29 protein-coding genes are annotated in these 25,699 nt (G+C 65.9%); 14 read left to right on the forward strand and 15 right to left on the reverse strand.

Annotated features, from left to right (window positions below; genetic code table 11):
- Positions 1-8 precede the first annotated feature (8 nt).
- From IEV87_RS20915 to IEV87_RS20925, 3 genes are read left to right on the forward strand one after another with little or no spacing between them, the layout of a single operon-like run.
- Positions 9-935 (forward strand): hypothetical protein, encoded by a 927-nt coding sequence (locus IEV87_RS20915; protein WP_188479673.1) that lies wholly within the window; start codon positions 9-11, stop codon positions 933-935.
- Complete coding sequence (locus tag IEV87_RS20920) at positions 928-1,149, forward strand: hypothetical protein (protein WP_188479674.1); 222 nt, start codon at positions 928-930, stop codon at positions 1,147-1,149. Before IEV87_RS20915 ends, IEV87_RS20920 begins: the two co-directional genes overlap by 8 nt.
- A gap of 23 nt (positions 1,150-1,172) precedes the next feature.
- Positions 1,173-1,583 (forward strand): hypothetical protein, encoded by a 411-nt coding sequence (locus IEV87_RS20925; RefSeq protein WP_188479675.1) that lies wholly within the window; start codon positions 1,173-1,175, stop codon positions 1,581-1,583.
- Here IEV87_RS20925 and flhB read toward each other — a convergent pair.
- The 8 genes from flhB to flgB are packed head-to-tail and all read right to left on the reverse strand — an operon-like array spanning position 1,571 to position 7,769.
- On the reverse strand, positions 1,571-2,695 hold the full coding sequence (gene flhB / locus IEV87_RS20930; RefSeq protein WP_188479676.1) for a flagellar biosynthesis protein FlhB: 1,125 nt from the start codon (positions 2,693-2,695) through the stop codon (positions 1,571-1,573). The two genes, IEV87_RS20925 and flhB, sit on opposite strands and share 13 nt — an antisense overlap.
- Before the next feature lie 9 nt (positions 2,696-2,704).
- Positions 2,705-3,457, reverse strand: coding sequence for a flagellar biosynthetic protein FliR (locus IEV87_RS20935; protein WP_188479677.1), 753 nt, complete (start codon positions 3,455-3,457; stop codon positions 2,705-2,707).
- Entirely contained in the window at positions 3,457-5,565 is a 2,109-nt protein-coding gene (flhA, locus tag IEV87_RS20940; RefSeq protein ID WP_188479678.1) for a flagellar biosynthesis protein FlhA, read from the reverse strand. The genes IEV87_RS20935 and flhA overlap by 1 nt, the downstream gene beginning before the upstream one ends.
- 3 nt (positions 5,566-5,568) lie before the next feature.
- Positions 5,569-6,336: a lytic transglycosylase domain-containing protein gene (locus IEV87_RS20945; protein ID WP_188479679.1), complete on the reverse strand. Its 768-nt coding sequence runs from the start codon at positions 6,334-6,336 to the stop codon at positions 5,569-5,571.
- Positions 6,336-6,605, reverse strand: a complete 270-nt coding sequence (locus IEV87_RS20950; protein ID WP_188479680.1) for a flagellar biosynthetic protein FliQ — start codon at positions 6,603-6,605, stop codon at positions 6,336-6,338. The genes IEV87_RS20945 and IEV87_RS20950 overlap by 1 nt, the downstream gene beginning before the upstream one ends.
- 10 nt (positions 6,606-6,615) lie before the next feature.
- Complete coding sequence (locus tag IEV87_RS20955; RefSeq protein ID WP_188479681.1) at positions 6,616-6,939, reverse strand: flagellar hook-basal body complex protein FliE; 324 nt, start codon at positions 6,937-6,939, stop codon at positions 6,616-6,618.
- An 8-nt stretch (positions 6,940-6,947) separates the two neighbouring features.
- Entirely contained in the window at positions 6,948-7,358 is a 411-nt protein-coding gene (gene flgC, locus IEV87_RS20960) for a flagellar basal body rod protein FlgC (RefSeq protein WP_188479682.1), read from the reverse strand.
- Between the two features lie 15 nt (positions 7,359-7,373).
- Positions 7,374-7,769: a flagellar basal body rod protein FlgB gene (gene flgB / locus IEV87_RS20965; protein WP_188479683.1), complete on the reverse strand. Its 396-nt coding sequence runs from the start codon at positions 7,767-7,769 to the stop codon at positions 7,374-7,376.
- Between the two features lie 91 nt (positions 7,770-7,860).
- Here flgB and fliI point away from each other — a divergent pair, with 91 nt between their 5' ends.
- Positions 7,861-9,222, forward strand: a complete 1,362-nt coding sequence (gene fliI / locus IEV87_RS20970; RefSeq protein ID WP_188479684.1) for a flagellar protein export ATPase FliI — start codon at positions 7,861-7,863, stop codon at positions 9,220-9,222.
- Between the two features lie 26 nt (positions 9,223-9,248).
- On the opposite strand, the gene repC is transcribed toward fliI, so the two are convergent.
- From repC to motA, 6 genes are all read right to left on the reverse strand, one after another.
- A complete protein-coding gene (gene repC / locus IEV87_RS20975) occupies positions 9,249-10,430 on the reverse strand; it encodes a plasmid replication protein RepC (RefSeq protein WP_188479685.1) in 1,182 nt (393 codons plus the stop codon).
- A 181-nt stretch (positions 10,431-10,611) separates the two neighbouring features.
- Complete coding sequence (gene repB, locus IEV87_RS20980) at positions 10,612-11,577, reverse strand: plasmid partitioning protein RepB (RefSeq protein ID WP_188479686.1); 966 nt, start codon at positions 11,575-11,577, stop codon at positions 10,612-10,614.
- A 1-nt stretch (position 11,578) separates the two neighbouring features.
- Entirely contained in the window at positions 11,579-12,754 is a 1,176-nt protein-coding gene (gene repA / locus IEV87_RS20985) for a plasmid partitioning protein RepA (RefSeq protein WP_188479687.1), read from the reverse strand.
- A 164-nt stretch (positions 12,755-12,918) separates the two neighbouring features.
- A complete protein-coding gene (locus tag IEV87_RS20990) occupies positions 12,919-13,335 on the reverse strand; it encodes a flagellar FliJ family protein (protein ID WP_188479688.1) in 417 nt (138 codons plus the stop codon).
- Positions 13,335-13,589, reverse strand: a complete 255-nt coding sequence (locus tag IEV87_RS20995; protein WP_188479689.1) for a hypothetical protein — start codon at positions 13,587-13,589, stop codon at positions 13,335-13,337. Before IEV87_RS20995 ends, IEV87_RS20990 begins: the two co-directional genes overlap by 1 nt.
- Positions 13,586-14,452 carry a flagellar motor stator protein MotA gene (gene motA, locus IEV87_RS21000; RefSeq protein ID WP_188479690.1) on the reverse strand — a complete coding sequence of 289 codons (867 nt, stop codon included), beginning with the start codon at positions 14,450-14,452 and terminating at the stop codon, positions 13,586-13,588. The genes IEV87_RS20995 and motA overlap by 4 nt, the downstream gene beginning before the upstream one ends.
- Before the next feature lie 133 nt (positions 14,453-14,585).
- Between motA and IEV87_RS21005 the strand changes: the two genes are divergently transcribed.
- The 10 genes from IEV87_RS21005 to IEV87_RS21050 all read left to right on the forward strand — a co-directional run bounded on the left by IEV87_RS21005 (position 14,586) and on the right by IEV87_RS21050 (position 24,800).
- Positions 14,586-15,824 (forward strand): hypothetical protein, encoded by a 1,239-nt coding sequence (locus IEV87_RS21005; protein WP_188479691.1) that lies wholly within the window; start codon positions 14,586-14,588, stop codon positions 15,822-15,824.
- A complete protein-coding gene (locus IEV87_RS21010; RefSeq protein ID WP_188479692.1) occupies positions 15,821-17,167 on the forward strand; it encodes an FkbM family methyltransferase in 1,347 nt (448 codons plus the stop codon). The genes IEV87_RS21005 and IEV87_RS21010 overlap by 4 nt, the downstream gene beginning before the upstream one ends.
- Position 17,168: 1 nt before the next feature.
- Positions 17,169-19,028, forward strand: a complete 1,860-nt coding sequence (locus IEV87_RS21015) for a tetratricopeptide repeat protein (protein WP_188479693.1) — start codon at positions 17,169-17,171, stop codon at positions 19,026-19,028.
- A gap of 117 nt (positions 19,029-19,145) precedes the next feature.
- On the forward strand, positions 19,146-19,472 hold the full coding sequence (locus tag IEV87_RS21020) for a MucR family transcriptional regulator (protein ID WP_188479694.1): 327 nt from the start codon (positions 19,146-19,148) through the stop codon (positions 19,470-19,472).
- 76 nt (positions 19,473-19,548) lie between these two features.
- Positions 19,549-19,968, forward strand: a complete 420-nt coding sequence (locus IEV87_RS21025) for a MucR family transcriptional regulator (protein WP_188479695.1) — start codon at positions 19,549-19,551, stop codon at positions 19,966-19,968.
- Positions 19,969-19,985: 17 nt separating this feature from the next.
- Entirely contained in the window at positions 19,986-20,972 is a 987-nt protein-coding gene (locus tag IEV87_RS21030) for a flagellar motor protein MotB (protein ID WP_188479696.1), read from the forward strand.
- A gap of 294 nt (positions 20,973-21,266) precedes the next feature.
- Positions 21,267-22,025, forward strand: a complete 759-nt coding sequence (locus IEV87_RS21035; protein ID WP_188479697.1) for a hypothetical protein — start codon at positions 21,267-21,269, stop codon at positions 22,023-22,025.
- Positions 22,026-22,118: 93 nt separating this feature from the next.
- Positions 22,119-22,850 carry a sigma-70 family RNA polymerase sigma factor gene (locus tag IEV87_RS21040; protein WP_188479698.1) on the forward strand — a complete coding sequence of 244 codons (732 nt, stop codon included), beginning with the start codon at positions 22,119-22,121 and terminating at the stop codon, positions 22,848-22,850.
- Positions 22,850-24,127, forward strand: coding sequence for a flagellar hook-length control protein FliK (locus IEV87_RS21045; protein WP_188479699.1), 1,278 nt, complete (start codon positions 22,850-22,852; stop codon positions 24,125-24,127). The genes IEV87_RS21040 and IEV87_RS21045 overlap by 1 nt, the downstream gene beginning before the upstream one ends.
- A gap of 10 nt (positions 24,128-24,137) precedes the next feature.
- On the forward strand, positions 24,138-24,800 hold the full coding sequence (locus IEV87_RS21050; protein WP_188479700.1) for a flagellar hook assembly protein FlgD: 663 nt from the start codon (positions 24,138-24,140) through the stop codon (positions 24,798-24,800).
- On the opposite strand, the gene IEV87_RS21055 is transcribed toward IEV87_RS21050, so the two are convergent.
- Positions 24,801-25,652 (reverse strand): hypothetical protein, encoded by an 852-nt coding sequence (locus tag IEV87_RS21055; protein ID WP_188479701.1) that lies wholly within the window; start codon positions 25,650-25,652, stop codon positions 24,801-24,803.
- Positions 25,653-25,699: the final 47 nt, after the last annotated feature.

The raw sequence follows: 25,699 nt of genomic DNA on the forward strand, positions 1-25,699 counted from the left end.
GTCCAAGGATGCCCGCAGCCCCCCGCGCCCCGCACCCGACCATCGCGGAGCGCGCCGACATGATCGGCTTTTTCCGGCTTCTCGACGCACGCGCGGCGGAGGGCGATTTCCCCCTGACACGGGCGGAGTTCTACCGGGGCTGGGTGGACTGCAGGCAGGCGTCAGCCTTGCATGCAGAGGTCGGGGGCATCGGTGCCGGGCCGACCTCCATCGTCGCCGATGCGCGGATGAGCCAACCGTCGCGCGACGCCTACTTCCAGCCCGGTCCGCCACTCTGGCTGCTGAACGACCCATGGGGGAACGGGATGGGCGGACACCTCAAGGCCGAAATCCTCTCGGCGGCCCCCTCCGGCCGCAGTGACAGGTCTGACATGCCGCCCGTTCCGCCCCGGTCGTTCCGCCAGCGCCTCTCCGCCCTGTTCCGCCCCCGCCCTGCCCTGCCGGAGGTCATCGAACTGGGGCCGGAGACCCGGATCACCTCGCGCCGGACCCTGCTCACCTACCTCCGCGACCAGGGGTGGGAGATCTGGCGGTTCTCCGACGGCTCCGTCGCTGTGCGGGACCTCGGCGACCGGCGGCTCAAGCTCGACGTGCGGGCGGGAGCGTCCACCTACGGTTTTTCCGCCGACCTCTACGCCGCCCTCTCCCGTCCCGACTATGACGACGTCATGCATGCCGTGATGCCCGACCCGTTCGAAAAGCGGATGGTGCCCGCTGTCCTGGGCGGCACCGATTTCCTGCTTCCCCCGCAGCCCGAAATCGACGGCCCGCGCGACATCGACCCGCTTGTCGCAAGGGCCGTGGCATGGGCGAAGGCCCAGGACCCGGTCGCGCAGATCCTGCGGCAGGCCGCCCCGCCGACCCCGCACGCTTTGCCGACCGCACCGAAATCCAGCGCCCCTCTCCGCCTGACAGGAACCCTCCGCCATGTATGACCACGACCAGCTTGTCGAAAAACTCCGCCAGTTCCTCACCGCCCCGACCGAGGCCGGGCAGGACCGGCTGGCGGAGGAGATCAGCGCCAACGTCATCGACCCCGCATGGACCGACCGGATTTTCTACTCCGACGCCCATGTGGATGCGGAGGGGCGGGTGAACTACGACACGCTCGCCGCCGAAATCCTCTCCTACCGGGCGATACGGCTGTGAACGGGGCCACCTGGGACAGTTTCATGACTCTGGACGAAGACGCGCAGGCCCGCTTCCTGATCGCAGAGGCCCGCCGGGCCACCGCGCTCGACCTCGACTGCGACGCGGACATCCCGGTGCTGCTGGACGCAACGCTCGACCTGACGGAAAGGGTGCTTGCCGGGGACACCGCCCTGCTGCCCGATCTGATCCGCTTCCTCGACGATCCGGAGATGGAGCGCGATTTCATGGCCATTTTCAACCGCACAGGGACCGGCACCCGGGCCAGTGCAGCCAATGACCTTGTCGCCTATGCCGCCGGGTTCACCGCCCGGATGATGGCCGAAAGGACCGGTTTCGGCTCTGTTCCCGACCCGGTCAACGAAGCCCGGGCCTGGATCTGGGACTACTACCGTGACCAGTCCGCATTCCTCGGTCTCGCTCAGTCCCAGTAGCGCAGGGACGATCCCGACGGCGGCAGGCGGTTCACGTTCCGCTCAAGGTCCAGCACGTATCCGATGATCTCCGCCACCGCCTGCCAGTGCTCCAGCGGGATTTCCTCGTCGATCTCGGCCACCGCGTGCAGGGCACGGGCCAGCGGACGGTTCTCCACGATCGGCACGTCGTGGTCGCGCGCCACCTTCCGGATCTGCCCGGCCATCAGGTCCGCGCCCTTTGCGACGCAGACCGGGGCCTGATCCTTGCCGTTGTCATAGCGCAGCGCCACGGCATAGTGCGTCGGGTTGGTCAGAACGACGGTCGCGGTCGGCACCGTCGTGGTGATCCGCTGCTGCGCCCGCCGCCGGCGCTGTTCGGCGCGCTTGGCCTTGATCAGCGGGTCGCCTTCCGTTTCCTTGTGTTCGTCGCGGATATCCTGCACCGACATGCGCAGCTTCTTCGCCCACTGGAACCGCTTCCACATCACGTCGACCCCGGCCAGCGCCACCATGATGATGGTGATCGTGATCAGCAGCATGGAGGCGTATTTGCCCACGTAGGGCAGCAGCGCCTCGGGGTTCACCTCCTCCGCCTGCCAGAGACCGCGGATCGACAGCTGCGCGATGTAGATGGAGATCGCGCCAACCACGAGCACCTTGCCGACGCTCTTGGCGAACTCCACCAGCGCGTCGGCGGAATAGATCTTCTTGAACCCCTGGATCGGGTCAAGCTTGGACAGCTTGGGCTTGATGCGTTCGACCGCGACGACCACCTCGCCCTGGATCAGGACGGCGGCGATTGCGGCCAGCACCATGGTGCCCGCGACCGGGGCAAGGATCGTCGCCAGCCCGCCCGACAGCTCCATCGTCACCTGGCCGAGGTCATGGATGCCCTGCACGTCCTCCCCGACCCGGATCTGCCCCGCGTTCTCGAAAATCCGCCGCAGGACCCCGGCCATGACCGGGCCAAGCTGCGGGAAGAACAGGATCGCCACGAGGAACAGCGACAGCACCGACATCAGGTTGCCGACTTCTCGGGATGAGGGAACGTCGCCTTTCTCCCGCGCCTCGCGGAGCTTCTTTGGCGTTGCCTCTTCTGTCTTGTTTGATCTGTCTTCGTTCTCTGCCACGCGCGCCTCCTACAGGGTCAGAAGACCCAGCCACTCCACGAAGTGAGTGAGGAAGGTCCGCAGCGCCGATGGAACGGCCAGAACAAGTACGAAAAGCCCGGCGAAGATCAGCACGGGCGCGGCGACGAAGAACACCGGAAGGCTGGGCAGCATCCGGTTGGTCAGGCCCAGTCCGACGTTCAGGATCACGCCCATGACGTAGAAGGGCGCGGACACCGACAGCCCGATATAGAAGGCCGAGGTCGCCGCCTTGGTCATCTGCTGCGCCAGATCCCCGGTCATGATCCGGCCCGGCGGAAAGACCTCATAGCTGTTGATGATCGCCTCGATGATAAGGTGATGCACGTCGGTGGCAAAGATCACCGCCACCCCGCCCAGCATCAGGGCGGTGGCGATCAGGGTGGACCCCTGGAACGACCCGATGTTGGGCGCGAAGGCGTTGGACAGACCCGAAACAAGGCCGATCTGCGCCCCGGCGACCTGAAGCGAGGTCAGCAGCACCCGCGCCACCAGCCCGATCCAGATGCCGAGCGTGACCTCGATCCCGAAGGCGCGCACAAGGTCGAGCGCCCCCTCCGGTACCGGGCCGCGCGCGACCAGCGGGGTAAGCACCAGCGCCAGCAGCACGGCGGTCACCAGCCGGTGACGCACGAAGATGAAGCTTTCCCCGAACCCCGGCATGAACACCATCGCCGCGCCGATGCGGGCAAAGACCAGCGCCACGCCAAGGAACTGGGTGGTGAGCAGCGCGCCGAGGTCCATCACTCCTTCCCGATCGTCGCCAGCGTCCGCAGGTTGGCGTTGCGGTGGATCTCGTTGTGGGAAATCACCTGCGTCATCGGGCTGACGCGTTCCAGCATGTTGCGGATGAAGCTGCGCGCCTCGGGGGCGACAAGGATTGCCGGCCAACGGTCCTCCGCGGCGTGTTCCTGAATGGTCCGCCGCGCCTCCAGCACGAATTCCTGGATACGCTGCGGCGACATGATGAGATTGCGTTCATCCCCCTGCACGCGCACGGAGTCGAGAAACTCCTGATCCCATTTCGACGACAGGGTGATGACCTGGATATAGCCGTTCTCGTCCGTCAGCGCCTTGCAGATCTGGTTGGACAGACGGCGGCGCACGTGTTCGGTGATCGTGACGACGTTGGACGAGGTCCGCTTGGCCTCCGCGATCGCCTCGACGATCAGCGGCAGGTTGCGGATCGACACGCGTTCCGTCAGCAGACCCTGCAGGACGTGCTGCACAAGGATCGCCGGGGACTGGCCGCCGATCTCTCCGACCAGCTTCTGATAATCGCGGTCCAGCCCCTCGATCAGCCCCTGCACGGCGCCATAGGTCAGCAAGTCCGGCATATGTTCCTTCACCACCTCGGTCAGATGCGTGGTGATGACGCTTTCCGGGTCCACGACGGTATAGCCCTGCCGCTCCGCCTCCGCCGCCTGCCCCGGCTGGATCCACAGCGCGTCGAGCCCGAAGGTCGGGTCCTTCGCCGCCTCGCCCGGCATGTCGAGCGGATGATCGGAGGGGTTCACCACCATCATGCCCTGCGGCCGCACCTCGCCCCGCGCGACCTCCACCCCCTGCACCAGCAGCGCGTAGGTGTTGGTCGGCAGCCCCGGCTCGTCGGTGATCCGGACCGAGGGCAGGACGAACCCGAATTCCCGCGCAAACAGGTTCCTCAGCGACTTGATCTTGCCCGGCAGCGCGGCGTCGGCGGCGGACATCAGCGGCACCAGCGCCTCGCCCATCTCAAGCCGCAGGTCGTCCAGCTTCATGGTCGACTGCATGCTCTCCTCCGAACGCGTCTGCCCGGCGCGCTCTTTCTCGATCTCGGCGCGGCGAAGGGCCTCTGCGGCGCGCTCCTCCTGCTGCTGGATGTACCAGCCAAGCGCGGCCATGCCCCCGGACATGATGAGGAACACCATCAGCGGGAACCCCGGCAGCAGCCCCATGCCCGCCAGCAGGCCGGCGGCCATGTACAGCGCCTTGGGGAACTTCGACAGCTGGCCCAGAACCGCCTCGTTCGCCGCGCCCTCGGTCCCGCCCTTGGTGACGATCAGACCGGCGGCCAGCGACACGATCAGCGCGGGGATCTGGCTGACCAGACCGTCGCCGATGGTCAGCGTGGTATAGCTGTTGGCCGCATCCGACACCGACAGGTCGTATTGCAGCACGCCGATCAGGATGCCGCCGATCACGTTGATCAGGGTGATGATGATCCCGGCGACCGCATCGCCGCGCACGAACTTGGACGCACCGTCCATGGCCCCGTAGAACCCGGTCTCGTCCTCCAGCGCCTTGCGCCGCCGCTTGGCCTCCGTCTCGTCGATCAGACCGGCGCCGAGGTCGGCGTCGATCGCCATCTGCTTGCCGGGCATGGAATCGAGACTGAAGCGGGCGGAAACCTCTGCAATCCGCGTCGAACCCTTGGTGATGACGAGGAAGTTGATGACCACGAGGATCCCGAAGATCACGATCCCGATGACGAAGTTGCCCGACACGATGAACCGGGAAAAGCCCTCGATCACACCCCCCGCCGCGCCCGGCCCGGTATGCCCCTCCGACAGGATCAGCCGGGTGGAGGCGACGTTCAGCGACAGCCGCAGCATGGTGACCACCAGCAGCAGCGTCGGGAAGGAGTTGAAGTCCAGCGGCTTCGGAATCCACAGCGCGACCATCAGCACCAGCACCGACACGGCGAGCGAAATCGCCAGACCGAAGTCGAGTATGATCGGCGGCAGCGGGATGAACAGCACCGACAGGACCAGCGTCACGCCAAGCGCAAAGCCGATGTCGCGGTTCTTCAGGCCGAAGGCGAACATGCCCCCGCCCCGGGTCCCGCCGCCGATGAGATCGCTGTTCGCCATGGCCTACGACCCCCGCATGAAGACGGGCAGGATCGGCTCTATCTCGCCCGGACCGAACAGGCTGCGCCCGCCGCCCCCTGCCCCGCGGCCCAGATCGGCGGTCCAGAACGCCCCGCTCGTCGGCATCCGCGGCTGCGGCGCGACCGCGCGGCCGTCACCCGGCCCGACCATGGCGCGGAAACTGTCGAACCGGGTGTTGGCCACCTGCACGTTCTGCTGCAGCCGGGCAAGGTAGGCGCGCCCCAGTTCCTCCGTCGCGGAATGGTACGACGCCGCCGCCCTTGTCCAGTCGCCCTTGGCCCGGTACAGCCGCGCGAGATAGGCCGCCGCGTAATCCACGTTCCGCGCCGGGTTGAACCCGTCGGCCACGGTGTCGAAGGCGTCCGGATGCCAGTGCAGGTTGATCTGCATGCAGCCCACGTCGATGGAGGTCACGCCCTCCCGCCGCCGCTGGTTCACCCAGTCCACGGCCTCGCCCGCGCTGTCGAAATACTTGCCCTGCCCCTCCGCATTGGCGGTATAGGGCCAGACCGTCAGGTCGCCGTCACGATACAGCCCGCTTTCCTGAAGCCCGATGCCAAGCAGCAGGTTGTCGGGGATCTGGTACCGCATCTGCGCCAGCAGGATCTCGCGGATGCAGGCGCCCTTCATCCCCTCGACCCGCGTCACGGGGGCGGAGGTGGGCCGCGCGGTCGGGGTGTAGAACCCCGTCCACTGCGCCAGCGCGGGCCCGCACCAGGCCAGCAGGATCACCACCAGAAGCCGCCACATCAGACGGACCCGCTGGCGATCAGGTCGAACACCTTGTCCGACAGGCCCTTGACGGTGGAATAGATCAGCGGGGTCGCGATCAGCAGCACGACGAAGATGGCCGCGATCTTGGGCACGAAGGTCAGGGTCATCTCCTGGATCTGCGTCAGCGCCTGGAAGAAGGCGATGATCAGCCCGACCACAAGCGCCACCCCGAGGATCGGCGCGGATCCGATCAGCACCGCGAGAATGGTGTCGGACAGGATGTCATATGCGTCCGCCTCGGTCACCCATGGCTCCTTAGATCGGCATCTGCATGACCTGCTGGTAGGCCTCCACCAGACGGTCGCGGACCGATACGGCCAGCTTCAGGGTGGTTTCCATTTCCAGCGTGGCCTCGACCACCTGCTGCGCCGAGACATCGCCGACCAGTCCGGCCTGCTGGACCTGCTCGGCCTGGCGCACGGTCTGGATGGTGTCGTGTGTCGCGTTCTGCACCATCTCCGCAAAGTTGATGCGCGGGCTCTCCGGTGCCGCCCCGGCAATCGCGCCGGGGCCGCCCGTCAGCTTGCTGGACGACCCGTAGGCAGTGTTGACCAGCCCGGTTGAGATCAGCTTGTCCATTCAGCGCCTCACTTCAGCAGGTCGAGGATCTGGGAACGCATCTTCCGCGCCGCCTCGAACATGTTCATGTTGGCCTCATAGCTGCGTGCCGCCTCGCGCATGTTGGCCATCTCCATCACCGTCGACACGTTCGAAACCTTCACGAAACCGGTCTCGTCCGCGGCCGGGTGCGACGGCTCGTAGCGCATGGAGAAATCGCTGTCGTCGCGGTCGATGCTGGCGACATGCACGGTCGACACGCCGGTGTCGCGGTCCAGCAGCTCCTCGAAGGTGATGGTCTTGCGACGGTACGGGTCCTCGCCCGGCGTCATCGCGGTTGACGAGGCGTTCGCCACGTTCTCGGACACGACCTTCAGCCGTTCGCCCTGCGCCAGCATCCCGCTGGCGGAAATCGTGAGGATTGACTTGAGCGGATCCATGAATAGCCCCCTGCCCTACCTGATGCCCGTCGCTGCCAGCGTCAGCATCTCGTGTCCCTTGCGGTACAGTTGCGCCGCCAGCCGGTAGTTCTCCGTCACCTCGGTCGAGGTGATCGTCTGCTGCTCCAGCGCAACCGTGTTCCCGTCAAGCGACGTCTCGTAGGCCTCGCGGTCGTCCTGGATGGAAATGTCGCCGCTGCCCTTGTTCAGACCCGAAATGTGCTTGCTGTTCGTGGTCATGACCGCGCCGCTCGTCCCGCGCAGCACATCGGCAAAGGCGCTCACGTCCTGCGCCCGATAGCCCGGAGTGTTGGCGTTGGCGATGTTCTGCGCCACGACCTGCTGACGCACGCCCAGCCAGTTCATCCGGCGCGAGGCGAGGTTGAAGAAGGACATGTCACTCAGTCGCACAGCAAGGTTTCCTTTACGGATTGCCAAGGATATACTACTCTCGATGCTAAGATTAGCATGATTAAATCCGCAAGAGCAATGGATAGTTACCATGAAAACGGCATTCTCTGAGCTTTCTACCCTTGCTCGCACCTCCGAAGGCGCAAGGATAGCGGGTGAGGTCTCAGCAATCGTCGGGCTCACCCTGACGGTCGTGGGCCTGAACCGCGCGCTCGGGATCGGGCAGCGGTGCACCATCCACGGCAAGAACGGCCCCGTGCTGGCCGAGGTCGTCGCGGTCGACGGCGGCGGCACCCGCGTCCTGCCCTTCGGCACCTGGACCGGCGTGACCATCGGCGACCGGGTGGAAATCTCCACCGGCGGCGAAAACATCCGCCCCGACCTCAGCTGGATCGGCCGGGTCCTCAACGCCCTCGGCCAGCCGATCGACGGGCAGGGTTCGCTGCACGAAGGTCCGACCCCCTGCCCGCCCCGCAACACCCCGCCGAACGCCTATGCCCGCCGCCGCGTCGGCGACCGCATCGACACCGGTGTCCGGGTCTTCGATGTCTTCACCCCGCTCTGCCGCGGGCAACGCATGGGCATCTTCGCGGGCTCCGGCGTCGGCAAGTCCTCTCTCCTCTCCATGATGGCCCGCCGGGCCGAGGCCGACGTGATCGTCGTCGGTCTGGTCGGCGAACGCGGGCGCGAGGTGCAGGATTTCATCCAGAAGGACCTCGGCCCCGAGGGGCTCGACCGCTCCGTCGTCGTGGTCTCCACCGGGGACGAACCCCCGCTGATGCGCCGCCAGGCCGCCTGGACCGCCACCGCCTGCGCCGAATACTTCCGCGACCAGGGTCTGCAGGTCCTCCTGCTGATCGACTCTGTCACCCGCTTCGCCATGGCGCAGCGCGAGATCGGTCTGGCCGGTGGAGAGCCGCCGACCACCAAGGGTTACCCCCCGACCGTCTTTGCCGAACTGCCGCAGCTTCTGGAACGCGCCGGGCCGGGCACCGGAGAGAAGGGCGACATCACCGCGCTCTACACCGTGCTTGTCGACGGCGACGACCTGAACGAACCGATCTCCGACACCGTGCGCGGGATCATGGACGGGCATGTCGTGCTGGACCGGAACATCGCCGAACAGGGCCGCTTCCCGGCCGTGAACCTGCAGCGCTCCATCTCCCGGATGCTGCCGGACTGCCACAACTCCGGCGAATACGCCGTGCTCAAGGCCGCCCGCCGCGCACTCGCCCGCTATGCCGACATGGAAGAACTGATCCGCATCGGCGCCTACCGCGAAGGCACGGATGCAGAGATCGACGCCGCCATCCGTTTCGCCAAACCGGCAGAACGGTTCCTGACGCAGGCCAAGAAGGAAAGCACCACCTCCGAACAGGCCTTCGCGCGGCTTTTCGAACTGCTCGGCCACGCCGGGATCGAGGTCGAGGTCGAAAAGGAAGGCGACGCCTGACGCCGGAGAGTTGACAGCTGTCAACTTCATGCCGCCCGCCGGGGATCGCCGATCCGGGACAGGGACAACAGCAGGGGGAGTGGTGAGTAATCGCCCTCCCCCGCTTTCCTTGCCAGAGTCCGGAAATAGGCTCCGGGATTGCCGATCGTTCCAATTCTCTGCACCATGGCCGCAACGGTGATCGCCGCGTCCCGCGGACCCATGTTGCGGCAGGCCTCACCCCAGACAGCCGTGTCGAGTCCGATCATGGGCACCACCGGACAGATGGCAGAGGTGAAGCTCTCCCAGTCTGTCACTCTCCTGTCGAGATAGGGCAGGACGTCCGGACAGCTTTCCAGGACAAGCGCAAGGGAAACAGGCTCTGTTCTGCGGTTTTGTCTCTTATCAGAAAGATCTTTATCTGATCTCTGATAGTGCCGCTCATTCCGGGTGTCCCTGCCGCTCACTTCCGCCGTTTCATGCTCTGTTGCGGCTGTTTCGACCCTGATCGGTTGCGGAACGTCCGGTTCGATTTGATCCCTGATCTCCGCCACCAGCGCCTGCATCTCGTCTCGCATGACGGTGAGCTGATCGAGGCCAAGCTTCCGCCGCAGATACCGCCGCGCCAGCTGTGTGCGGTCATCCAGCGCATCCCACATTCCGCCAATGGCCTGCCCATAGGCGACGAGTTTCAGGGCGTCGCGGAGCAGCAGGGAAACCTCCTCTCGCAGCGCATCGATCTGTTCCCGCCGGGCGGTTTCCTCCGCTGCCCTGGTGGCGATTTCGGGCGCCAGGACAAGCAGCGGGCGCAGGTCGAAACCGAAGGCGCGGGTGATCTCACCGCCACGGCCACGACGGGCGTAGCGTTTGCCGTTCGGGCTGTCGTGGCGCAGGATCAGACCGGCGTCGACCAGCGCGGCGATGTGGCGGCGGAGCGTGCTTTCGGGCATCCCGTGGGCGCGGTCACAGATGGCGGCGTTAGAGGCAAAGACCACCATCGGCGTGCCGTCGCGCAGAACCTGATCGGGATGAAAGCTCAGCAGGACCTGAAGGACGGAGAGCGTGCGATCCCCGATGCCATAGTCCTTGGCGATCAGACCGAGCGCATTCAGGACCTGCCATTTGTCCATGCTTCCGATAGCCGGTTCCGCCCGGCCGCGCGCCTGATTTTCCATCAGACCAGCCGTCACCGGCCGCGCCCCGAAGGGCGTCGTTGTCACTGTCCTCATTTTTCTTCACGGAAGGCAAATCTTTCCCGCTCTCCGCGCTCTGGCGGAGTTGACAGCTGTCAACCGAAGGGGCTAGATTCGAGGTGCTAGAACGAAAACGGCCTCTCGGGATGATATGTCTCGGGGGGTCTTTTTTATGGAATTTGCCTCGGGTCGTGCCTCCTTGGTTGCTGCTCTCTGCTTATTCTCCGCGGGCCTTCAGCCAGTCGCGGTGAATCTCCGTCATGTTGTCGATCAGCCAGTCCTCGAACCCGTCCGTATGCGTCGCATCGAAGGTGAGGGTGGTTTTCCGACCCGACTTCTTTGCCTTGGCGAGCGGCTGTTCCGCACTGCCGATCAGGGTCGAAAGAGGGGTTTCGGGTCTGTTTTCGGGCTTGGGAGCGGTCAGCGCGGCAAGCGCGGCCTCAAATCGCTGATCGCTCGGCGCTTCGGACTGGGCCGTCAGTTTTCGGATCATCGTGCGCCGAACGTCGTTGCCCGCCGCGGACAGCCGGTCGGCCAGCGCAAGCCAGCGGTCGCGCCCGGCGGAAGGGGCGGGGCCGATCGCCTCGATCATCGACAGGGGGATGGTGTCGACCACGCTCAGCATGCGCGAGATCACCGTCTTGTCGATGTTGAGCGCGTCGCAGATCACCTTTCGGTCAAATCCGGATTCGCGCATCTGCCGGGCGAAGTTGGCCTTTTCGATGAACGTCAGGTCCCGGCGGGCGGTGTTTTCCTGCCCCTGCGCCACGACAAGATCGTGGTCGGAGAGGTCGCGGACCATCGCCTTGATCGGAATGCCAAGGGTGCGCAGCGCGGCGACGCGGCGCCGGCCGTAGACGATCTGATACCGCCCCTGGGACTGCGGGTCGGGGCGAAGCAGCACCGGTACCTGCTGGCCGTAGGTCCTGAGCGACTCGCGCAGGGACGCCATGCCCTCCGGGTCCTCCTCCAGCCGGTCCTTCAGCCCGCCGGGGTCGATCCGGTCCGCCGTCACCTCGATCAGCGCGCGGCTTTTCAATTCGGCGATGGACTGGCTGACGGCGCCGATGGCGCCCTTGGAATAGCGCGGGCGGGCGGGGGAGGGACCTTCGTTGACAGCTGTCAACTTCGCCTCGTCCTCCGGTGCGCCCATCAACCCCTTGAGAAGATCCTTGCGTGCCATGTCAGCGTCCCCATGCCTGCTGGATCAGCGCCTCGATCTCCCCGTTCACCGCGTCCAGGCTTTCGCGGGCCCTGTCGTAGGTGGTGCGGGTGAAGGCGCTTTTTTCCACTTCGTAGAGTGTCTGCTTGGTGATGCCCGCGTCGGAAATCGCAGTGGATTTCAGTACGGTGTGGTTCAGCACATGTTCCCCGAACATGGAGCGCATGAAGCTGACCATCTGGTTCTGCGGCCCGTCGCCGGGTTCATAGCGGGTCACGACATAGCGCATCCAGTCGTAATCCATGTTGCCGCCGGCGTCGGAAACCACCCCGAGAAGGTTGGAGGTCATCAGCAGGAACTGGCACATCGACATGACGTCGAGCATCTGGGGATGCACGGTGACCAGCACGGCGGTGGCGGCGGACAGGGCGGACATGGTGAGGTATCCAAGCTGCGGCGGGCAGTCGATCACGACCAGATCGTAATCGGCTTCGACCTCCGCCAGCTTGTCGCCGACACGGGTGAAGAAAAGGGAACCGGAGCGTTCGGTCATCACGCGCGGGCTGTCATATTCGAACTCCATGAGGTCGAGATTGCCGGGGATGATGTCGAGATTGGTGAAGTAGCTTTTCTGGATCACGTCCCGAAGCGGGCAGGGGTCTTCGTAGCGGATCGCGTCGTAAAGGGTGCCGCCGTCGAGCAGGTCGAATTCCGGCTGGAACCCGTGCAGGGCAGAGAGCGAGGCCTGCGGGTCGAGGTCGATGGCGAGCACGCGGTACCCGTCGAGCGCGGCCTTCTGGGCGAGATGCGCGGCGGTGGTCGTCTTGCCGGAACCGCCCTTGAAGTTGATGACCGTCACAACCTGAAGGTGATCGCCATCCCGACGACCGGGCCTGTAGGTGCCGGGCACCTTGGCGCCCTTTTCCAGCTGGACCCGCAGCGCCTGAATGTCTTCGGAGGTATAGTACCGGCGGCCGTTGCCGCGCATTTCCACGTCCGGCGCCTTGCCGTCGAGGTGGAGCTTGCGGAGATAGCTGTCCTTCACGCCAAGCAGGTCGGCGACCTCACCGGCGGCGAACTTGCGCATCTCTTTCCGGGCGTTCGGGGGAAAAAGCTGGGCGCGGTGCTGCTGGAGCCGCTCGGAGAGCCGGGCGGCATGTTCACCGACAAGTCTGTCGATCCGTTCGTGACGGCGCATGGCTGCTGGCCCCTCTTACGCATCCGGTTGTTACGGATTTTGCCGTTCTTATCGCTTCTTTGCGTAATTTGATGGGCGAGTTTCCAGATTCGGGCAAGAGGAATCTGCAAGGATTGGTGGTCTATCCTTGGTTTAGACACTTATCTGGGGTCGAATAACCACATTCAGCGGTTCCAGCGGAGGATCGTGAGCTCCTCCATCTCCTGCATTTCGCGTTTTTCCTGGGCGCGGCGTTCTTCACGCAGATCCCGCAGTCGGACCGATTCATAGACCTTCTGTTCGCGGTATAGGTCGCGCAGCCGGTCTTCGTGGCGGCGCAGAACAGGGTCTATTTCGCGCATTTTCGCCTCGATCCGCCGGATCTGCTGCGTCACGGCCTGAACGAAGTCGGCGACGTAGGGCTGGGCTTCGATGCTTGAGACCTCGCGTTCGCGCTGCATCTTCTCGCGCAGTTCGTCGCGGGCCTTGCGGAGTTTTTCCATCTGGGACCGCGCATCCGCCATCTCGCGCGAGACCTGGTCGATGTCGAGCCCGCGGAGCCGTTCCATTAGGGCGAGGGCGCGGCGGCGTTTGGCGGACATCAGTGACCCCCGGCATTCTTTTCCCCGTGCGCGCCGTCGGATGTTTCGCCGCGCTGTTCGAGGATCTTGTTGCGCATCTTCGTCAGGACGTCCTGGGGCAGGGCGACGTAGGATCCGGGCCAGGTCGCGCGGACGGGGGCGAAAGGATCGTCGCCGCCCTCGGGCTTGGACTCCTCGCTGCCGCCGCCCGCTGCGAAAACGGGGCCCGCGAGGGACCCCGATATCGCAATCGCAAGGAGAGTGGCGCGGATCATGCTGCCGGGAGTTCCTTGAGGCTGGCCTCGACCTGATAGAAGTCGGGCTGCATGCGGGAGGGGATGTTGCCGCGGCCGATCTCGATGCAGATGTTGGGCGGGTGGCTGGCGACCATGGCGACAAAGATATCGCGGATGACGTTGTAGATCGCGGCGTCCTCTTCCTCGATCTGGGTGAGGCGGCCGGCGATCGGCTGGACGATACAATAGGCCAGGAACACGCCGAGGAAGGTCCCGACGAGCGCGCCGCCGATCATTGCGCCCAGAACCTCGGGCGGCTGGTCGATGGAGCTCATCGTCTTGATGACGCCGAGAACGGCCGCGACGATCCCGATGGCGGGCAGGCCGTCGGCCATGGCCTGAATGGCGTGGGCGGATTCGAGCGCCTCGTGGTGATGCTTCTTGATCTTGCGGTTGATGACGTCTTCGGTGCCGTACTTGTCGTCGAACTGCATGGAGAGCATGCGGAAGCTGTCGCGGATCAGGTCCAGCGCGAAGTGGTCCTTCTTGATCTTGGGATAGCGGCCGAAGATCTCGGACGCATCCGGGTTCTCGATATGGTCGTCGAGCGCGAGGATCCCCTTGGCCTTGTAGATGCGGGTGAGTTCGAACATCAGCGAGAGGATGTCGCTGTAGTCCTGCGACTTCCACTTGTTGCCCTTGATGACCTTGCCGACGCCGCCGGCCGCCTTCTTGAGGATCGAGAAGGAGTTGGCGATGACCAGCGCGCCGACGGAGGCGCCGATGATCATCATGCCTTCGTAGGGCAGGGCGTGCAGCACGATGTCCATCTTGCCGCCGGACAGCATGAAGCCGCCAAAGACAAGGCCGAAGACCATCGCCAGTCCGAGGAACAACGTCATGTGAGATCACCTGTGCTTGCTGCTGCCCGATTTGTTCGGGATTGTTGGATTTCACCATATGTATAATTGACACGGGATCAAGTATAAACAAGAATAGATGGCGATTGTTTCTTGCTATGGATGGGGCGGTTTGATGCAGCGACCGGACAAACTGGCGTACTTCCTCGAGGCGGATCAACTGGCTGGCGTCTTCGCGGAATGGCCGGACGAGATGAACGTGGTGCTGTGCCTGGACGAGTCGGGCGGCTGCGAGGTCATCGCCTATCACCAGGCCGAGGGGCGCGGGGTGCTGCGCAAGGTCGCCTCGGTCATGGAGCGTCCGCTTGGCAAGTTCATCGTGGTGCCCGAGATCAAGGGCTACCCGACGCGCAAGGTGCTGTTTTCGGAAGAACAGAAGATGCTGTCGCTGGTCGCGGGTCTGTACGACCTGCCGGAAACCGCGACGGATTACGCGATCAACTACCGGTTCGCGCTGGAACAGGGTCTGGATCCGGAGACGATGAAGCGCCCGGAGTCCCGCAAGACGGCGGAGGTCATCACCCCCGCCTTCCGCCATCGCGAGGTCGGAGAGATCACCGCCGCCGCCACGACCTTTGCCACCGCCGCGCCGCTGGTGGCGACCCGTGCCGCCAATGGCGCGCGTCCGGCGTCGGTGCGTCCGCGGCTGCGGCTGTCCATGGGCGGACTGAAGAAGCCCAAGCCCGAGCCGGTGGTCGTCGCCGCCCCCGCGCCGGAGCCGAAGTTCCCGACCGGCTATGTTCCGGCGGACGGTCTGGGGCGGGACGAATGCCATTTCTTCGACGGCCAGCTGTTCGAGCAGGACGACTGCATCCGCATCGTGATCTCGCGCGACCGGATGAGCGTGCGCACGGTGCCCGTGCGGGTGAACGAGGTGCTGTTCCGCGACGACTTCTCGCGCTTCATGATCCCGCGCGAGGTGCTGTCGGGCTGGCGGCCCGGTGATGCCGCGGTGCTGGACGTGCCGGTGGAGCAGTTCCCGGCGTCGCTGGTGCGGCGGTTCCAGCAGTTCGCGCGCCATGGCGAGGTCACTGTGACGGCCAAGGGCGTCTTCATCGCGCCGGGTGGCAAGATCGAAGGGTGGAAGCCGCTGGAGGCGAAACCCAAGCCGCTGCTGCGCCGGGTGGTGACGCCGCTGCGCGCGGCGATGCTGGCGCTGATCGGGGTCGGCGCGATCACCGGAGCGCTGCTGTCCACGGCGCAGGAGAACGGCCAGCAGCTTGGCGCGGACTGGTCGATCTTTGGCGGATCCGAGGCGACGGCGGAGGATCCCGAGGTGACGCGGCGTCTTGGCACGCCGCTTGATCTTCTGGGCACGATGACGCGAGAGGCGGCGCAGGGGGCCAGCCGATGAAATGCGCCGTCATCACGCCGGTCGGTCCGGGGCATGAGGCGCATGTCGCGGGAGTGAGCGGGGCCTCGCTCGGGGTCGCGAAGGCCTATGGCATGGGCCCGTTCACCGAGATCGACCATTACGTGATGGACGACACGAAGGGCGAACACGGCCGGTCCAACCGCCGCAACGATGCGCTGAAGCAGGCGCTCGGGGCGGGGGTGGACTGGGTGTTCTTCCTCGACGCGGACGACCGGATCACCCCGAATGCGTTCGAGGTCTTCGGCAAGGTCATCGCGGCGGAGCCGGATCTGGATGCGGTCTGGGGCCTGATCTGCACCACCCGCGACGACAGGGACATGGACCTGCGCGAGGAGCAGCCCGCGAGCCTGGACACGCGGGACGACCTTCTGGCCTATCCGCCGTATCTTTCGCTGAACATCGGGCATTTCGTGCGTACCGCCTGTGCCGCCGCGGTCGGGTTCGATCCGGAGATGAACGCGGGCGAGGACTTCAAGTATTACTTCGCGCTGTGGCGGGAGTACCGCTGCGCCAAGCGGCCCGAGATTTTCTACATCAACCGGCAGGGCGAACATTCGTCCGGTCCGCGCGGGGCCACCGGGCGGGACTGGTCGGTCAGCGTGACGGATCAGTGGCGCGACGAACTGCGGGGGTCGCGGATCTATGTCGACCTGCGCGACGCCGCCGGCGCGACCGAGGCGCGGATGCGTCTGACCAACCCGACCGACATCATCCAGAGCGAGCATGCGAGCGGGCGGTTCTTCGAGGCCGGGTCGCTGGAGAAGCTGCGCCGCCTGCTGAAGTCCGACAATCCCAGCATCGTGGAGGTCGGCGCGAACATCGGCAATCACGTCGTCTGGTACGGCAAGCACCTGAACCCGGCGCGGATCTATCCGGTCGAGCCGAACCCCGAGGCGCTGGCGATCCTCGAGGACAATATCCAGGTCAACGGCATCGACGGCTATATCGACCGGCGCGGCATGGGGTACGGCGCGGGGCGGGGCAACGGGCGGTTCCGGACGCAGACGGAGAATGCCGACAACCTCGGCGCGACCTTCCTTGTTCAGGACGACGAGGGCGGGATCGAGACACGCAGTCTCGACGAGCTCATGGGTGATGCGCCGGTGGACTTCATCAAGATCGATGCCGAGGGGATGGAGTTCGACGTGCTGGAAGGCGCGGCCGGGGTGATCGAGCGCAACAGGCCGGTTATCTGGGTCGAGGTGAAGCGCGAGAACATGCTCGGCTTTGCGCAGACGTGGTGCAAGCAGGCCGGTTACCGGATCGTGGACAGCACCCCCTACATCAACACCATCGACTATTTCGCAGTGCCGAAGGAGTGACATGACCGATACAGCCCTGTCCCGCAAGGATCGCCGCGTCATGATCGCCAAGGCCGCCAAGGCCTACGGGATCAAGGGGCAGGAATCCCTCGACCTGCACGAGGCCTACCAGGCGCTTGGCCAGAACAACGTCATGAAGGCGGTGCAGCTGGCGCATCCGATCACACTGAGCCATCCGAAGTCCGTGCACGCCTGGATCGTCATGGGCGGCGCGGCGCTTGCACAGCGCGAGGGTGCGACGGCGGAGGCGTTCTTCCAGCGCGCGCTGGACTTCGCGCCCAGTGAATCCGCCGCGCTGGTCGGACTGGCCAAGGCGCATGTGCTGCAGGTCCAGCCGGAACAGGCGGTGCAGGTCGCGGCCCGTGCCTTTGCCGCGGGGGCGACGGAGAAGGGGCTGATCGCGCTCTACATGGAGCTGATGTCGGAGATGGGCCGCATCCAGGCCGCGACGGAGATCGTCGCGCCGGTGATCGCGGACCTGAACGACGCGCATCTGTGTCTGCGGCTGGCGGAAATGCTGATCGACATCGAGGAGACCGGCAAGGCCGCCTACTGGCTGGACCGGGCGTGGCGTCTGTCGCCGGAGCCCGAGATCTATCGCATCGGCCGTCTGCGCGGGCTGGTCTATGGACGCCGCCACGAGGCAGCGGAGCAGCTGGCCGACGAATTGCTGGCGGATCCGAAGACGCAGGATCGCGATACCGTTGCGGTCTACAAGGTGCTGCTGATGCGCCTGACCGGCCGGCCCGAAGCGGCGCTGGAGCTGGCGGAGAGCTATGAATTCGCAAGTGCCGAACGCTATGGCGAGATGCGCGGCGTGGTGGCGAACATCCTGCAGGATCTGGGGCGCGAGCCGGAGGCCGACGCCGCCTATGTCGAGGGCATGCATGTCACCGGCACTCCGCTGAAGGTCGCCAAGGCCTATGGCGCCTACCTGATGCGGCGGGGCGATTTCGCGCAGGGGTCCGAGCAGTTCTCCAACCGGCTGGAGGTCGGGGCGCGACGCTATATTCCCTATGAAAACTCCGCGCCCGAGAACCTGTCCGCGCAGGACAGGATCGTCTGGATCGGCGAGCAGGGGATCGGCGACCAGCTGGCGCTTCTGTCGCTGCTGAAGGTCGCCCCGGTCGATACCGCCAGGGTGGCGATGTCGCTGGTCACGGATGCGCGTCTGGTGAAGGGGCTGGCGGGCAACGGCTTTGGCTTCGACGTGATCGACCGGCGGATCTTTACCTCGGAACCGCAGCAGGTCACGCCGAAGCAGCTGGTCTATATCGGCGACCTCGTCCGCTATATCGACCCGGCGGACCGCGCGGCGCATCAGGGCGGCTGGCTGAGCCCGGACATGGCCCGGATGCAGCACCTGCGCGACAAGTACGACAGGCTGGCGAAAGGCGGGCCGGTGATCGGGGTCGCCTGGGCCTCCGGATCGATGATGGGGCACCTGCGGTCGGTGAAGCTGATGGACCTGCTGGAGTCGGTGCCGGAAGGGGCGCTGGTGGTGAACCTGCAGTACGGCGACTGCAAGGTGGCGATCGAGGCGGCGCAGAAGGCGCGGCCCGGCGTCACCATCCTGCAGGATCCTGAGATCGACCAGATGAAGGATCTTGCCGGGTTCTTCGCGCAGGTCGCGGCCATGGACCGGGTGCTGACCATCGACAACACGACGGCGCATGTCGCCGGTGCGCTTGGCCATCCCGATACTCATGTGCTGATCCCGACCGGGTCGGAATGCATGTGGTACTGGGGGCTGGAAGGCACGCGGGACCCCTGGTACGGCAACCTGACCCTTTACCGGCAGGAGAAGCTGGGCCAGTGGGACAAACCCCTGTCCATGATGCGTCAGACCGTGTGTCCTTGACCTTTCCGCAACAGATCTTGGCCGGGTCATGAAAAAAGCGCAACGTATAACCCCCTTTAACCTTGATGGGCTATTTCTTGCTCAGCACGGCGCGGATCAGCGCGCGACAAGGGACTGATGATGGGACTCCGGCGGATCGGAAGATGGGACGGAAAGGGGATGCTGGCGTGGCTGGCATCGGCTTCTCGTTCGCTGCGCTCTGCCGGGCAGACCGGGTCCGCCCTGCGACCTGCCGTGCGGATCGAAGACAGCGTGACCCCGAATTTCCTGATCTGCCTGGAAACCGGGACACGCCAGGTCCTGCTTAGGCGCCACCTGCTGCAGACGCTGCGGATGACGCCGGAGGAGTACCGGACAAGATGGGGGCTGCCACCCGAATACCCCATGATCGCGGCCAATTACCTGGCACGGCGTCGCGCCGTCCGTCAGGCGCGCCATGGGTAAAGGACAGGACAACAAGAGGGCCGGAGCCGGCGGTTAGACCGGACATGGCCCCTGATGGCAGTGATTGAGGACAGGCATGGCAGACCAATCCAGGAAGGACATGATCGCAACGATCGTCGCGTCCTTCGCGGCGCGACCGGACGCGACTCCGGACGCGATCGTCGACCTTTACAACAAGCTGATGGAAGACGCGGGGGAGGCACCGGTGCCGGCCGCGTCCTCTGCCGCACCCGCGCTTCCGCTTGAGCGCGCGGTCACCGAGGACAAGGTCTACTGCCTGTGCTGCGGGCGGGGCTTCAAGATGCTGAAGCGGCATCTCGGCGCGGAACACGGGCTGACGGAGGCGGAATATCGCACGATGTTCAGCCTGCCCGCCGACTTCCCGCTGGTGGCGCCAAGCTATTCCCGCAAGAAGGCCAGCCACGCCAAGCAGGCCGGTTTCGGCAAGTACGACCGCGCCGTCCAGAAACAGGACAGCGACGAGAGCATGTCCTGACCGGGAGGCCCTGAGCCATGGCAACCAACGCACCGATCGTCATCAAGAAGGTCGAAGAAGTTTCAGGCGGCGGACATCACGGCGGCGGCTGGAAGGTGGCCTACGCGGACTTCATGACCGCGATGATGGCCTTCTTCCTGCTGCTCTGGATCCTCGCCGCGTCGGACGAGGAGGCGCTGCGCGGGCTGGCGGATTACTTCACCCCGTCGCTGTCCCAGTCGGGCGGCCGGGGGCAGGGGATGCTGGACGGCACGGTGATCGCGTCGAACGGGGATCAGGGCGGGTCGAATTCGCCCGAGGGCGACACCCGCCTGCCGACCTTCGGGATGGAGAACCCGCTTGCCGTCTTCGACAGCCGCCTGCGCGACACGGAGACCGAGGCGATCGTCGAGTATGAACAGCAGCCCGACGGCACCATGGTCGAAAAGCAGCAGGAGCAGAAGGAAAGCGAGGCGGAGCGCATCGCCGCGGAGCAGGCCAATATCGAGCAGTACCAGGCCGAGGTGAAAGAGCGGGCGGAGAACATGACCCGGCTGGAGGACGAGATCCGACAGCACATCCAGGAGCGCACCGACCTGTCCGACCTTGGGGAGAACCTGCGGTTCGACCGCACCTCGGACGGGCTGCTGGTGCAGATCATGGACAAGGAGGGGCGGTCGATGTTCACCCGTGGATCGGCCCGCGTCGACACCCGCACCCGCGACCTGCTGCGCATCATCGGCGAGGCGATCATGGACATGGAGAACGACATCGTCATCACCGGCCACACCGACGCCGTGCCCTTCGCCAACAACCTCGGCTATTCCAACTGGGAGCTGTCGGCGGACCGGGCCAATGCGACGCGCCGGGTTCTGATCGACACCGGGGTCGCGCCGGCGCGGATCAAGCGGATTTCGGGCCTCGCCTCGACCGAGCCGCTGAACCCGGCGGATCCGGAGGCGGCGGAGAATCGGCGCATCTCTGTCCTGCTCGCCTATCCGGAGCCGGTGCCGCCGAAAGAGTGATTTGCGAATCGGAAAAGCGTGGATTTGGGGCCGGGCGGGGGTGTCCGGCCCTTTTTCGTGCCGATCTGCCCGATTTCTGACGCCCGGCGCGGGGCGATTTGTCCACAGCGGCAGGGGCGGGCAAGAACGCCGCCCTGCAAAGGGCTTGTCCTGTGGTGCTGATGTGGGATACCGCTAGATATAGCGGCGCACGCAAAAGTTATCCCCACATTTCGGCAAGCCCTGTCCGATAGATTACTTTCAAGATGGCCAACCTAATTGTAGCTTCGACCCACTAGATATTGGGGTACAGGCATGGGCCAGGACAGATTACTGGAAGACATCTGGATGGGCCGCATACGGGCGGCGCGCGGCGGAGAGGCACAAGCTCTGTCGCGCCAACTCCGTGCGCTTCTGCCGGTACACCATGTTCTGCTGACGACGGATGCGGGGGACGACCGGGTCACCGTGCGGATGGACGATGCGGAGATGATGCCCGCCCTGCCGCTTGGCGACGTACTGACGGAGGAACTGGGGCTGGACGTGCCTTACGGCGCGCTGGTGATCCTGCGTGACGGCGGATCCGCCGGTCCGGTGTCCTATGACGCGGGCATGATCCTGGCGGAGATCCTGCTGTCCGTCCTGCGCACCGGGCTGTTCCCGATGGAGCGCGAGACGGACGCGCTGTTCGCCATGGCCGCGTCCTATGACCGGCTGGTGGAGGCGAGCGGGTTCCGCCATTCGGGACTGGACGCGGCGGAGTTCCGGCTTGGCCTCGCCGCGTCGCTTGGCGCCTACTGGTCGGGCGCGCGGCGTGCCGGGGCGGATACCTGCGGGCTGTTCGACAGGCCGGATTTCCTGCGCCGCCCCTCGCTGCTGCGCTACCTGCGCGCGCTGGACGCGAGTTTCACGCTGAACGGGGCCGAAGCGGTGCCCGCGCGGCTGATGCTGGCGCAGGGCGGAACGCGGCCGTTCGACGACTGGATGGAGCATGTCGGGCAGGTGGTTTCCGCCGAAATTGGCCTGTCCCCAAGGATTTCCGATGCAAAGTCCCGGAATTCCCACAAAAACTAGGCTTTTTAACCTTCTGTAAATCAAACAATTCTTCAAAGAATTGTTAAACTGTGCTTTCCTGTCCTTGCTTTTTTGGCAGGGAAAGCCGGCACAATGATGCCCAACACCATGCGGGCGGCGGCACAGGTACCGCTGCTTGCGGCAGACGAGGAACGGGACGCGATCCTGCGCTGGCAGGACCATGGCGACCGCGTGGCGCTGGAGCTTCTGCTTCGGTCGCACGCCCGGCAGGCCTGGTCGATGGCGGCGCGGCGGACGGACAATCCCGCACATCTCGAAGACCTCGCGGCGGAGGGGATCATCGGACTGATCCGGGCCGCCGACAGTTTCGACCGCACGCAGGATGTGCGCTTTGGTACCTATGCGGCGTGGTGGGTTATGAACGGGATCTCGGCGGCTTCTGCGCGCATCAGGACGGTGATCGACGTGCCTCCGCGGGTGGCGGGGGCGCAGCGGCGGGGCGAAGAAGATCACATCGTCCGCATGGCGCTGCAGGGCGTGGTGCCTCTGGATGCGCGGGTCGGCGAGGGCACGGTGATGGACGTGCTGGTGAGCGCCGACCTGACGCCGGAGGAGTCGGCGGCGGCGGAGTCGCAGCATGCGGCGCAGTGCCACCTGATCGACCGGGCGATGGCCGATCTGGACGCGGACGAGGCGGAGGTGATCCGCCGCCGCCGCCTGCAGGCCGTGCCGGAGACGCTGGAGGATCTGGCGGAGGCGATGAACATGACCCGCGACCGGCTGCGGCAGGTGGAACGGCGGGCGATGCAGAGATTGCGGCGGGTACTTTTGGAAAACGGTTTTCACAGGGCGATGTTGGGCTGATGGTTGATATTTTCTCGATAGGGGCCGGGGTGCAGGCCCAGGCGGGCAAGGCGGCCGGCAAGGGTTCGGTCGGGGCGGAGTCGCCCTTTGCCGCGCTTCTGGCGCAGGCGCTCGGGGGTGAGGCCCCGGCGTCGGAAACCGCGGCAGAGGGCAAGGCGGGCAAGCTGGCCGCGCTGATCGGCAAGATCCGGAGCGAGGCGCAGGAGAGCCTGGCAGAGGCCTTTCCCGACGGTGTGATCCAGCCGGGCGCGGTGCTGAACGACTGGGCGCGCGGGGTGCTGACGCAGCTGGACGGCGCGCTGAAGGAGGCGGGGCTGTCGGTGGCGGATCTGATGCAGGTGCTCGGCCCGCTCGATACGGCTGCGCTGGCGGAACCGGGGTCGTTGCTGGTGCAGGCGGCGGGTGTTCTGCTTGAGGATGCGGGCGTGGTGGCCGCGCAGCCGGGTGTCCCGGTCACAGCGCAGGCCGGGATCCCGGGCGCGGTTCCCGTCGCGGGTGACGCGGCAGCGGCGCCGGTCGTTGCGGCGGCGACGCCTGCTGCCGTGCCGGTCGGCGACGCGGTGAAGTCGGTCGAGAAGACCGGGACGCTGGCTGTCGCTGCGGAGGTGGTGACGGATGCTCAGGAGGCGTCCTCGCCCGGTCCGGTACAGACACAGACCCAAGTACAGGCCCAAGTACAGACCCAGGTACAGGCCGCGCCCCTGCCGGATGCGCTGCGCATCGTTCTGGCACAGGTCGTGGCGGCCCCCGGCGACAAGGGCCTGCCGCCCGAGATACAGGCGATCCTGGCCACCCCTCAGTCCGCCGCGCCCGCGCCGCAGATCCACATGGCGCCGGTCGCCCCGGTGCCCGCCCCGTCGCAGACGCCCGACCCGAACCAGGGCCTTGCGCGCAACCTCGCCGGGCAGATCCGGGGCGTGTCCTTCAACGAAGGCACGACGCGTATCGAACTGTCGCCGCAGGGGCTCGGCCGGCTGGAGATCGAGATCGCGCCGGATGAAACCGGCCGCCTGCGGGTCGTGCTGCGCGCCGAGAATCCCGCCGTGCTGAACGCGATGCGGTCGGACCGCGACATGCTGGCCGGGCTGCTGCGGGATGGCGGCGCGTCGGTCGACAACTCTTCCATGAGCTTCGAGGACCTTGGCCAGCGGCGCAATCCGCTGGCGCAGGACCCCGCCGCCCCCTCTGCCCCCCGTGCCGCCGCGCCGGAGGAGGAGGAGCAGCCGCAGCCCGAACAAGAGGTGGTCGAGGACGGCCGCCTGAACATCCTGACCTGAGGAGGCCCCCATGGTCGAAACCGTCAACGGCATCACCTCTGCCACGCAGAGCGCATCGTCGGTCGCGTCGAACAAGCTTCAGAACGACTACAAGAGCTTCCTGACCCTGCTGACCGCGCAGCTGACCAACCAGGACCCGCTGGAACCGATGGACAGTTCGACCTTCGTGACGCAGCTCGCGCAGCTGAGCCAGGTGGAGCAGTCGATCCAGACGAACTCCTACCTCGAGTCGATCGCCTCGCGGCTGTACAATTCGGGGCTGACCAACGACCTGGGCCTGATCGGGCGCGAGGTGTCGGTGCCGGGCAAGCTGTTCGACCTGATCTCGGGCTCCGGCAGCTTCGACTACGTGCTGGACACCGCCGCGCAGGATGTGAAGGCGCTGATCAAGAACAGCGCCGGGGTGACGGTGGCCGAACTGGACGGGTTGGCGACCGATGGCGCGACGCTGCATTCGGTGCCGTGGAACGGGCTGACCTCGGACGGGCAGAAGGCCGAGGACGGTATCTACGAGGTGGAGATCGTCGCGACCGATGCGGAGGGCGAGGCGGTGGAGGCGGAACCCTACACCAAGTCCACGGTCGAACGGCTGACGCTACAGGCCGGGCAGTCCCTGCTGCACCTGTCGAACGGGGAAACCGCGCTGGCGATGCTGGTCGCCTCGGTCGAGTAATCAGCCGCGCGGCACGTCTGTCTTGTAGAGCGACAGGAAGAGGAAATCCTCGACCCCGGCGAATTTCGCGCGCAGGTCCTCTGCCACCCGTGCGGCCAGCTTTTCGCTGTCCACGTCGTCGCCGCGCATCAGCTGGTTTTCGGCGGCCACATGCATGGTCGCGATGATCTGGTCGCGCAGGCGGGCGGCGTTCTGACCGTCGTAATAGTGGCTGGCCTGGTCGAGATCGGTGACGGAGACGCCGAAGTCCGCGACGAAATAGGTGACCTTGGAGGCCTTGTAGACCGGCACGGTCATCCGGCCGAGCTTCACGACGTGATCCGGGGAGGCCTCGATCCGCTTGATCGCATCCGCGGCGATGGCGGCTTCGGTTTCGACGGGCAGGAGCGAGGGATGCGCGGTGGTCTGTTCGCCCTTCGCGTCCATCGCGGCGATCTTTTCGTCCAGCTTGCGGCGGGCCTCGTCCTTCGCCTTGGTCATGGCGAGGTCGGTCCGGTAGGCCTCGATCAGGGCGGGGTCGATGCGGTGCATGCCGGACTGCGGCGCGGCATGGGCCTGCGCGTGGTCTTCGGCGGTGTCCTCATGCGTCATCGCGGCCGGGTAGAACCGTGCGCCATGGCCGTCATCCGGTTCCAGCGCGCCGTGGCGTTCGTTCTGCGAGACCTCCGGCGCGTGAAGCTGTTCCTCTCCGGCGAGGTCGTGCAGGACGCCTTCGGCCGGGCTGAGCGGTTCGGCAACCTGATGCGCCGGGGCGGCGGTGGCCATGTCGCCCTTGAGGAACTGACCGGCGCCAAAACCGCCAAGGCCCCCGATCACGGGGACGGCAGCAAGAATCAGGACGGATTTCTTCATCGTTCGACACCTGGGAGGGTTGCTCTCGGGTGTCGGTATGCATCCGG

It is taken from the genome of Primorskyibacter flagellatus (genome assembly GCF_014638275.1).
Lineage (GTDB): Bacteria > Pseudomonadota > Alphaproteobacteria > Rhodobacterales > Rhodobacteraceae > Pseudooceanicola > Pseudooceanicola flagellatus_A.

Coding starts and splice junctions, on each gene's coding strand:
- IEV87_RS20955 (WP_188479681.1), bottom strand. CDS start 6,939: ATGGACAAGCTGATCTCAACCGGGCTGGTCAACACTGCCTACGGGTCG.
- IEV87_RS21035 (WP_188479697.1), top strand. CDS start 21,267: ATGGGCCAGGACAGATTACTGGAAGACATCTGGATGGGCCGCATACGG.
- IEV87_RS21030 (WP_188479696.1), top strand. CDS start 19,986: ATGGCAACCAACGCACCGATCGTCATCAAGAAGGTCGAAGAAGTTTCA.
- IEV87_RS21020 (WP_188479694.1), top strand. CDS start 19,146: ATGATGGGACTCCGGCGGATCGGAAGATGGGACGGAAAGGGGATGCTG.
- IEV87_RS21050 (WP_188479700.1), top strand. CDS start 24,138: ATGGTCGAAACCGTCAACGGCATCACCTCTGCCACGCAGAGCGCATCG.
- repB (WP_188479686.1), bottom strand. CDS start 11,577: ATGGCACGCAAGGATCTTCTCAAGGGGTTGATGGGCGCACCGGAGGAC.
- IEV87_RS20995 (WP_188479689.1), bottom strand. CDS start 13,589: ATGATCCGCGCCACTCTCCTTGCGATTGCGATATCGGGGTCCCTCGCG.
- IEV87_RS20935 (WP_188479677.1), bottom strand. CDS start 3,457: ATGGACCTCGGCGCGCTGCTCACCACCCAGTTCCTTGGCGTGGCGCTG.
- IEV87_RS21055 (WP_188479701.1), bottom strand. CDS start 25,652: ATGAAGAAATCCGTCCTGATTCTTGCTGCCGTCCCCGTGATCGGGGGC.
- IEV87_RS20915 (WP_188479673.1), top strand. CDS start 9: ATGCCCGCAGCCCCCCGCGCCCCGCACCCGACCATCGCGGAGCGCGCC.
- flhA (WP_188479678.1), bottom strand. CDS start 5,565: ATGGCGAACAGCGATCTCATCGGCGGCGGGACCCGGGGCGGGGGCATG.
- IEV87_RS20920 (WP_188479674.1), top strand. CDS start 928: ATGTATGACCACGACCAGCTTGTCGAAAAACTCCGCCAGTTCCTCACC.
- IEV87_RS20990 (WP_188479688.1), bottom strand. CDS start 13,335: ATGTCCGCCAAACGCCGCCGCGCCCTCGCCCTAATGGAACGGCTCCGC.
- IEV87_RS21015 (WP_188479693.1), top strand. CDS start 17,169: ATGACCGATACAGCCCTGTCCCGCAAGGATCGCCGCGTCATGATCGCC.
- IEV87_RS21045 (WP_188479699.1), top strand. CDS start 22,850: ATGGTTGATATTTTCTCGATAGGGGCCGGGGTGCAGGCCCAGGCGGGC.
- IEV87_RS21025 (WP_188479695.1), top strand. CDS start 19,549: ATGGCAGACCAATCCAGGAAGGACATGATCGCAACGATCGTCGCGTCC.
- IEV87_RS21005 (WP_188479691.1), top strand. CDS start 14,586: ATGCAGCGACCGGACAAACTGGCGTACTTCCTCGAGGCGGATCAACTG.
- repA (WP_188479687.1), bottom strand. CDS start 12,754: ATGCGCCGTCACGAACGGATCGACAGACTTGTCGGTGAACATGCCGCC.
- IEV87_RS20925 (WP_188479675.1), top strand. CDS start 1,173: ATGACTCTGGACGAAGACGCGCAGGCCCGCTTCCTGATCGCAGAGGCC.
- IEV87_RS21010 (WP_188479692.1), top strand. CDS start 15,821: ATGAAATGCGCCGTCATCACGCCGGTCGGTCCGGGGCATGAGGCGCAT.
- repC (WP_188479685.1), bottom strand. CDS start 10,430: ATGAGGACAGTGACAACGACGCCCTTCGGGGCGCGGCCGGTGACGGCT.
- flgC (WP_188479682.1), bottom strand. CDS start 7,358: ATGGATCCGCTCAAGTCAATCCTCACGATTTCCGCCAGCGGGATGCTG.
- IEV87_RS21040 (WP_188479698.1), top strand. CDS start 22,119: ATGATGCCCAACACCATGCGGGCGGCGGCACAGGTACCGCTGCTTGCG.
- IEV87_RS20945 (WP_188479679.1), bottom strand. CDS start 6,336: ATGTGGCGGCTTCTGGTGGTGATCCTGCTGGCCTGGTGCGGGCCCGCG.
- fliI (WP_188479684.1), top strand. CDS start 7,861: ATGAAAACGGCATTCTCTGAGCTTTCTACCCTTGCTCGCACCTCCGAA.
- motA (WP_188479690.1), bottom strand. CDS start 14,452: ATGACGTTGTTCCTCGGACTGGCGATGGTCTTCGGCCTTGTCTTTGGC.